1 protein-coding gene is annotated in these 1496 nt (G+C 47.7%); it reads left to right on the forward strand.

Going from position 1 to position 1496, the window contains the following annotated elements:
- Positions 1 to 183: 183 nt before the first annotated feature.
- On the forward strand, positions 184 to 1496 hold a 1313-nt coding region (locus tag QUB56_RS36875), incomplete at its 3' end, for a S8 family peptidase (RefSeq protein WP_332961299.1).

The raw sequence follows: 1496 nt of genomic DNA on the forward strand, positions 1-1496 counted from the left end.
GCACCCAGTAGCGGGATAGTTAATTTTGACACCACAGGCAGTGATTTCGATACTTACTTGCCCGATAGAAAAGGGCACAAATGCCCTTTTCTATCCCCACTATTCTTTTATCAATAGAAGGGTTAATCTATCATGCCTACAGATTTTAGACCGGATCGTGTAATAGTCAAACTGAAACAGACGGTGTCTGCAAGTGACATTAACACCTTGCAGGCAGAAGTCGGAGTCACAAAAGTCACCAAAGCCGAACAATTTAATATTGACATTTGGGACGTTCCAGCAGGAAACGTAGAAGAAATAATATCCGCTTATGCAGATGATCCGCGCGTTGAATACATAGAGCCGGATTATGAGATCACCGTTGATGATGTCGAAAAAACGAGTCCTACTCAAGAAAATTTAGGAGTAATTACACCGCAAACCACAACTCCCAACGATCCTAGCTATCCCCTATTATGGGGACTCAACAACACAGGTCAAAGTGGGGGAACCCCCGATGCAGACATCGATGCCCCCGAAGCGTGGGATATTCAAACGGGCAACCCAAACCAAGTTATCGGCGTTATTGATACAGGAGTTGATTACAACCATCCCGACTTAGTGGGCAATATCTGGACAAATCCAGGGGAAATCGCCGGAGATGGCATCGATAACGACAGTAACGGATATATTGATGATGTTCGCGGCTGGGACTTTGCCTATAACGACAATGACCCGATGGATGTGCGAAGCCATGGCACCCATGTTGCGGGAACCATTGCCGGAAAAGGCAATAACGGCGTTGGTGTGACCGGGGTGGCCTGGAATGCCAAGATTATGCCACTTAAGTTTTTAAATGATAGTGGTTCTGGCGACACATCTAATGCGATTTTGGCACTTAATTATGCTACGGCCAAGGGCGTCAAACTTACTAATAACTCTTGGGGTGGGGGAGGCTACAGTCAAGGCCTATACGATGCTATCAATACCGCCGGACAACAGGGAGCTTTATTTATTGCTGCAGCGGGTAATGAGACCAACAATAATGACATAACGCCTGCTTATCCTGCCAGCTACAATCTACCTAATATTATCTCTGTTGCCTCAACTGACCATAACGATGCACTCTCAAGTTTCTCCAACTATGGACTCACCAGTGTGGATTTAGGAGCCCCCGGTTCTAATATTTATAGCACCACACCCGGAGGAAATTATGGCTATAAGTCTGGGACATCCATGGCATCTCCCCATGTCACCGGCGGGGCGGCGTTGGTGTGGTCTCAACATCCGACTTGGACAGCACAGCAAGTTAAAAACCAGCTGCTGCAAACAACGGATCCTAAACCTGCTTTGACTGGTACGACGGTTTCAGGGGGTCGGTTGAACATTAACAATGCTTTGGGGGGCTCTACCCCACCACCACCACCACCACCACCACCACCACCACCATTGGTTCCCAATGATAACTTTGTCCAGCGGATTGTGCTAAGTGGCCTACCTGTGAGTACAACAGGCAC

The sequence above is a fragment of the Microcoleus sp. AR_TQ3_B6 genome, from assembly GCF_036702785.1.
In the GTDB taxonomy this organism is placed as follows: Bacteria; Cyanobacteriota; Cyanobacteriia; order Cyanobacteriales; family Microcoleaceae; genus Microcoleus.